This window comes from Trichothermofontia sp. (assembly GCF_053493415.1).
Map to the genome: position 1 here is coordinate 1 of NZ_JBRCAD010000036.1, position 6,763 is coordinate 6,763.

Here is a 6,763-nt window from a genome sequence, read left to right on the forward strand (position 1 = left end):
CCTGCTCCTGCCAAATGACATAACTCCAGCGCAATTCCTGCTGGCGGGTGGCCGGATTCACCCCCAAGACGAGAAACCAATCGGGACGTTTATGCCAGAGGGGGTGTCGCCAATCATAGTAAAGATTCAGATCCGTACCAAAAAAGAGGGCATCCGTTCCCAGAATGGGCGACTGGCATGTTTCTTGTAAGAGTCGCGGTTGCATGATGTGGAACTCGTCGGGCAATCCTGGCTCCTCTGGATCTTCACTGGGGAGATCGTACATCGTGGGCAGGGTTTCACGGGGCGGCATAGACTGGAGCGCTGGTGGCAGTGGCGGTTGGGGCATGGCGATCACCAGTGGGCACGTTGGTTTTAGCCTAGCATCTCCCGCTAAGCTCGATATGCATAGAGAAAGCGCCCATGACCCCCCTCCCCCGCTAACCCCATGCTCACCACCCTCGCCAAATGGTCCGTCGCTGACTACCACCAAATGATTACCGCGTGCGCTTCAATGGCCCCATTACCCTCGCCGACTCCGAACCCGAACCCGACATCGCCATCGTTCGCCTACCCGAAACCACCTACCGCGATCGACATCCCACCCCCGCCGATATCTTCTGGCTAATCGAAGTCGCCCAAACCAGCCTCGCGATCGACCTCGAAGTCAAAGCCGCCCTCTATGCCACCGCCGCCATCCTCGAATGCTGGGTCATCGACCTCACCGTCCCCCAACTCCATAGCCTGTGTCAGCCCCAAGCTGGTCAATATCGCGACATCCAAACCCGCCGGGAAGGCACCCTCACCCCCCTCGCCTTCCCAGAGATCACGATCGCGCTTGAGCACCTCCTGGCGTAGCCCCCCAACCCCAGCCCAGCCAGTCGCCAGTTCTATCCGCGATCGCAACCGCTAAGCTTGATATAGATACACAAAGGGTACCCATGCCTTGCCCACCGTTACACACCCTGCCCAATTTTCTGGCCGCTGGGCGCACGGTTGTCGAACTCTATCTCAAAGCCTCTTGCGCATCAGCGAATACCCTCACGGGCTGGTCCCTGGACGATCGCGATCCCGCCATCGGTGGCTGAAACCGGGTGTTCAAAATGAGGGCAGCCATCCGCCCGATCGCCCATTGGCCTCGTCTGGGCGATCGCCCTAGAGATCGGCGATTATTTGGGCATCTAAGCTAGCGACGAGCTTCAGGCCAAACTCAGCTTCAAAGGCTGCCTTTTTATAATTCAAGCACCACAACTCCAGGGCACAGTCATCATTGGCTTGCATGGGTTGTAGATGCAGGCAACATTGCTTTTTGTCAAGCTGACACTCGCAAGTCACTGCCCGAATGGCCCCCATCTCCCGGCGATCGAGGGCGACGGCCAACCGTAAGAGGGCACTGAGTTGATTGACCATGAGGCGAGATTGTTTATTCAGCAGATTGCGATAATTCTCGTGCTTCTTTTTGGGGGCACTTTTGCGGTGATAGCGGGCTAAATTGGCGATTGTCTCAATTTCCGCTTCCGTATAGCCCAAGAGTTCACCGTGGCGAATGAGGTAATAGGAATGTTTATGGTGGGCCGCATGGTTCACATAAAGACCACAGTTGTGTAGGATGGCCGCGGCCCATAACAACTGACGCTCTGCGGGTCCCCAGGGATGCAAAACCCCTTGGGTTTGGTCGAATAGGCTCAGGGACAACTCCGCCACCCGTTTGGCCGCTGGCATATTCACCTTATACTTCTGGGCCAGGTGCAACACACTGCGATGCCGGACTTCCCGCTGATAGCGCAGGCGATCTTCGATCAAACCGTGGGTGAGCATCCAATCGACAATCATGCCTTCCCGCAGGGCACGCTCACACACCACGATCGTCTCTAGCCCTAACAGGGCCATTGCCTCCTGCAACACCAGGGCACCGGCCACAATAATTTCCGCCCGCCGATCGGACAAACCGGGGAGTGCCTGCCGTTCCGCGATCGGTAACTTGCGCAGGCGATTAATCATGTCCCGCAAATCCGCCAGACTAAACTCATACCCATTTAACGGACTGGGCACAGTTCCCTGGGTTTCGGCAGCATGGAGGGCTGCTAAGGTTTCGATCGTGCCCGATGTCCCCACCAGACGGGGCACTTCCCCTGGTTTGAGGTGCTGCCGTAATTCATCGGTATTGCGCTCCAACATCCCCCGGACATAGGCTTGCAACACCCGAAACTCGCTACTGCTAATCGGGTCCGTGGTCACCATTTCACTGGTCAGCCGCACGGCCCCCACCTTGGTGCTACTGAGGAAACGCGGTGCATGGCCATCCCCCAATACCAACTCCGTTGACCCACCACCAATATCAATAACCACATGGGGTTTTTGGTGAAACTCCATCCCCGACAGGACACCCAGGTAAATCCGACGGGCCTCCTCCTGCCCGGAAATCAAATCAACGTGTAGTCCGAGTTCTTTCTGCACCTGTTGCAGAAATTCCTGACCATTCGTCGCCTCCCGTACCGCACTGGTAGCCACGGCGATCGTGGCATCCACCTGCATCCCCTGGGCCAGGATCAAAAAGTGCTTGAGGGTCCGCATGGCCCGGGTAACGGCTGCCGGGGAGAGTGTTCCCTTTTGCAAGGCCCCCTCCCCTAGACGCACCATTTCCTTCTCCCGCGCCACGATCGTAAACGTGGGTAGGATGGGTTGGATTTTCACCACCACCATGTGAATGGAGTTGGTCCCAATATCGATCGCGGCTAGGGTTTGCTCTGTATCTGGCGCGATCGTGGGTTGGGCGGGTTGCAGTCCTGCCAACGTTGTCACCATGCCTATCTTCCCCAATTGATCAACAGTGTGGTGGCGCACCCTTAAATCTTAGGACGAGCGATCGCCCCCCGGTTTCCCGCGCCTGAAGTTTAACCCTTTCTCGGCGAACTCTTAAACATTGCTTACAAACAACAATCTTTCTTCAAAAGCAACCCGCCCCCAGACGGGGTGATGACAGGGGACTGGCCAGAGCTTGGCCTGATTATAGTATATTTGTATTGTTTTTCTTTTGCGAGTGCTTAATTATCCGTACAATGGGAGCAGGTGGCGGCGATCGGGGGTGCTGGTTAACCCAGGCTTAAAGGCGATGGTCGGCGATCGTTGCCCCAAGCGTGGGGGGACGAGTTGCCCTACGGCCAGGGATCAGCCGCTACCCGGAACTTGGCCGATGCTGATGAAGATCTAGGGTAATGGCGATTGACCCACCGTCCTCTCTCTTCAATACGACTTTATCTTTTGCCCATGAAGCGCCCTCAATTTGGCTGGCTTGGCTGGTTCTGCCTCCTAACGGGAGGGCTGATTCAGTTGCGCCTGTCCCTGCCGGCGATCGCCAACCCCGCCCCTGCCCCAATGTCTGTGCTCCCCAAAGCCTATCCCTCGTCCCAGCAAGTGAAACTAACCCGATCGCAAACCCGGTTTGGGTTTCAACTGTTTACGACCCTATTGTCGTCGCACCCGAATCAGAATCTATTAATTTCACCGACTAGTGTGGCCATCGCGCTGAGTATGCTCTACAACGGGGCGACGGGGGAAACCCAACGGGCGATCGCCACTGCCCTTGAACTCACGGAAATGCCCCTAGAGGAGGTTAACCAGGCCAATGCGACCCTCGTCCAGTCCTTGATCACCCATGAGCCTGCGGTTCAAACCACGCTGGCCAATTCCCTATGGGCCGATCAGCGTTTAAGCCTCCAGCCCCAGTTTGTGCAACGGATGCAGTCTACTTACCAGGCGCGAGTGGGTGTGTTGGACTTTGGTAACCCCAATGCGGTGGGAACGATTAACCAGTGGGTACAAGCCCAGACCGGCGGACATATCCCCCAAATCATTAGTCGAATTCAGGTCGATGAAGCCCTGTTTCTGCTGAATGCCATCTTCTTTAAAGGCCAATGGGCGGTCAAGTTTGATGCGGCCCAAACCCGCGATCAGCCCTTTGCGCTTCCCAACGGCCAGCAACGCGCCTATCCTTTTATGGTGCAAACGGGTACCTATCGCTATTACGAAACACCCACCTTCCAGGCGATCAGCCTACCCTATGGCGAAGGGCATTTTAGCTTTGATCTGTTCCTGCCCCGTCCAGGGGTGGAGTTGGCCGGATTTTATCGTGAACTCACGGCGGACAATTGGCGGCAGTGGACACAACGTATGGAACGCCATCCCGGTAGCCTACATCTTCCCCGCCTGCGCCTGGGATCGGATGTTACCCTCAATGAGGCGCTCAAGACCTTGGGTATGGGGCTTGCTTTTGATCCCTATCGGGCAAACTTTGCTGCCCTCACGCCCCAACCAGCCTATGTGAGCCGGGTAAAGCATAAAACGTTTATGGAGTTGGATGAAACGGGGACGGAGGCCACGGGGGTGACGGCGATCGGGATTGGGGTGCGTTCGGCAGTCATGGCCATCGAGCCGTTTACGATGGTGGTCGATCGCCCGTTCTTTTGTGTGATTCGCGATAGCCGGACGGGGGCCGTACTCTTCATGGGGTCAATCGTGACACCAGTGGAGTAGCGCCATTGCCCCCGCTGTTGTGATGCTGGGCCAGTTAAACCTAGTAGTGATTCCCCACTTTGCGGTGGTGGACAGCGGTGAGGGCCTCCGACTTGGACACGCGACCGGCGTGAATGCTGCTGTAGACAATCCAGTGATCGCTACAGTCCATGCGGCTGACCACTTCGCACTCCAGATAGGCGAGGGCATCCGCTAGGATCGGGGCACCGTTCTCGGCTTCGTAGGTTTTAACCCCGGCAAAGCGATCGGCCCCTGGGGGAAATCGCTTGAGGAAGTGTTTCATCAGGGCGAGGTGGTTGCCTTCTTCCAGAATATTCAGGACAAAGCGATCGCCCACCTGCATTAATGATTCGATCGCCCGATCCTTGGCCACCGCGATTGAAACCCCCAAGGGCTGGAAACTGGCCTGGGACACCCAGGAGGCCAACATCGCCCCGCTGCTGCTGCCCTTTTGGGCGGTAATGATATATAGCCCGCCGCTGAGCCGTCCTAGGGCCTTGTCCAGATCCGTGTCGAGGGCCTTCATTTGCTTGATTGTGCGATCGCGGCTGAGGAATTGCCCCACATCCGTGCCCGACTCTTCGCAGCGCTGGTAAACGGCTTCTGTGATAACTGGTTCGGTGATGCGAATGGCTGGGAAGGCTTCCCCTAGGCCCAAGTCCCGGAACTTGTTTTGGAGGGGATAAATGGGTTCGTCGTCTTCCCCGTGGGACTCAAACAAACCAATCACTTGTTTGGCGTGGGCCGAGGCCAGGACCGTACTAAGGGCTGCTTGGGTGGCAGCAACCGCGGGACCGGTGGCAGGCGGCGTGCCAATAATCAGACCGGCGGCTTCCCCGACAATCTCCCGGATTTCTTGCAGGTCAGCGGATTTAAGATCCACCATTTCCACGGCCACCCCCGTTTTGGTAATCCCACGGGCGATCGCTTGGGAGAGGCGATCGCTATAGCCATAGTCGGACACGTAGAAGACGGCGACGGTGGTTTCGGCGGTGCTTTGGTTTTGGCTCCATTCCCGGTAGCGGCCCGTCAGTTCCCCCAGGTTGTAGCGCAAGAGGGGACCGTGCCCCGTGGCGATCGTGTGGATTTCCCCGAGGGGCTGCATCCGTTTCAGGGCTGACAGGACAGAGCGGGCATTGGGACCCATGAGGCAGTCGTAGTAGAACTGGAAGTCGGCTTCAATTTCCTGTAAATCTTCGTCGTAGAGCTTGTCGGAGCAATAGTGCATCCCGAAGGCATCACAGGTAAACAGGATACGGGTTTGGTGATCGAAGGTAAAAATGGTATCGGGCCAGTGGAGGTTGGGGGCGATGACGGCTTCGAGAATATGGCCCTTCCCCAGGTCGATCTGATCGCCGTTTTTGACAATTAGGCGCTCAAAGGGTTGATGGACTAAGTTATCGAGAAATTGCAAGGCCACCTTGGAGCCAACCACGGTCACTTGGGGGGCCAAGGCGAGAAAATCCCGCACGAGGCCACTGTGGTCGGGTTCGGTGTGGCTGATGATCAGGTAGTCAATCGTGGTGGGGTCAATTAACCGTTGCAGGGCGTCGAGGTAAAGCTGGCGGAATTTCTCGTGGGAGGTGTCTACGAGGGCAACTTTCTCGCCCCGGATCAGGAAGGAATTGTAGGTGGTGCCGTTCCGTAGGCCAAATTCAATATCAAAGCGATCGCGATCCCAGTCGAGCGATCGGATGGCGGTGGTGTCGGCAGCGATCGCGTCAACCACCTGAATTGTCAGTCGCCGTGTGGCAGTTTCGACCATGCCAACCATTGTGCCTCCTTGTGCTTTCTCGTCAGAACCCATATCCCATGACGCCCGATCGGGAAGGGTGTCACTTGCTTAACTTATTGTAACGGGAGAACCGGGAGCCATTGGCGGTCTTGGGGCTAGCCCCCCGGCCCAGATGATTGAATTTACTCAAGCGTGGATTAGCGGTGGCTTATCTTCTACCCGTCGGTTTAAACCATCAACTACCGTAAACCTCTAAAGTTTCGCAACGTTCGTCGTCACGACTTTAGAGGCTGTTTTAAAAGGGGGATCGCGGTTAAAACCGCGACTACGAACTTCAACGTTTGGCTGTTCTCAGGGTTGCTTGGCGTTTGTAGTGGCGACTTTAGTCGCCAAAACGACTTGTTTGTGGACTTTTCAAACACTCTCTTCGTCGTTGCCGGCGCAAGCCAGCACACTCCCCCTTGCCCGATCGCGATCTGGGGGGTGGGGAACACTGGGGTATGGGTGGCGTCAGGG

The 6,763-nt window shown here is 56.7% G+C and carries 5 protein-coding genes and 1 pseudogene; 3 read left to right on the forward strand and 3 right to left on the reverse strand.

Annotation, left to right across the window (positions count from 1 at the left end; all coding sequences use genetic code 11):
* Nucleotides 1-328: pseudogene (locus tag ACWIUF_RS03535) on the reverse strand (Uma2 family endonuclease); the annotation flags it as partial.
* 155 nt (nt 329-483) lie between these two features.
* Between ACWIUF_RS03535 and ACWIUF_RS03540 the strand changes: the two are divergent.
* Together ACWIUF_RS03540 and ACWIUF_RS03545 are read left to right on the forward strand one after the other, a co-directional pair.
* Nucleotides 484-837, forward strand: coding sequence for a Uma2 family endonuclease (locus ACWIUF_RS03540; protein WP_448570839.1), 354 nt, complete (start codon nt 484-486; stop codon nt 835-837).
* Nucleotides 838-920: 83 nt separating this feature from the next.
* Nucleotides 921-1,067: a hypothetical protein gene (locus ACWIUF_RS03545; protein ID WP_448570840.1), complete on the forward strand. Its 147-nt coding sequence runs from the start codon at nt 921-923 to the stop codon at nt 1,065-1,067.
* Between the two features lie 67 nt (nt 1,068-1,134).
* On the opposite strand, the gene ACWIUF_RS03550 is transcribed toward ACWIUF_RS03545, so the two are convergent.
* Nucleotides 1,135-2,784: a Ppx/GppA phosphatase family protein gene (locus ACWIUF_RS03550; RefSeq protein ID WP_448570842.1), complete on the reverse strand. Its 1,650-nt coding sequence runs from the start codon at nt 2,782-2,784 to the stop codon at nt 1,135-1,137.
* Nucleotides 2,785-3,246: 462 nt separating this feature from the next.
* Here ACWIUF_RS03550 and ACWIUF_RS03555 point away from each other — a divergent pair, with 462 nt between their 5' ends.
* Nucleotides 3,247-4,512: a serpin family protein gene (locus ACWIUF_RS03555; RefSeq protein ID WP_448570843.1), complete on the forward strand. Its 1,266-nt coding sequence runs from the start codon at nt 3,247-3,249 to the stop codon at nt 4,510-4,512.
* A gap of 40 nt (nt 4,513-4,552) precedes the next feature.
* On the opposite strand, the gene ACWIUF_RS03560 is transcribed toward ACWIUF_RS03555, so the two are convergent.
* Nucleotides 4,553-6,286: a diflavin flavoprotein gene (locus tag ACWIUF_RS03560; RefSeq protein ID WP_448570844.1), complete on the reverse strand. Its 1,734-nt coding sequence runs from the start codon at nt 6,284-6,286 to the stop codon at nt 4,553-4,555.
* Nucleotides 6,287-6,763: the final 477 nt, after the last annotated feature.

Coding starts and splice junctions, on each gene's coding strand:
- ACWIUF_RS03545 (WP_448570840.1), top strand. CDS start 921: ATGCCTTGCCCACCGTTACACACCCTGCCCAATTTTCTGGCCGCTGGG.
- ACWIUF_RS03550 (WP_448570842.1), bottom strand. CDS start 2,784: ATGGTGACAACGTTGGCAGGACTGCAACCCGCCCAACCCACGATCGCG.
- ACWIUF_RS03555 (WP_448570843.1), top strand. CDS start 3,247: ATGAAGCGCCCTCAATTTGGCTGGCTTGGCTGGTTCTGCCTCCTAACG.
- ACWIUF_RS03560 (WP_448570844.1), bottom strand. CDS start 6,286: ATGGTTGGCATGGTCGAAACTGCCACACGGCGACTGACAATTCAGGTG.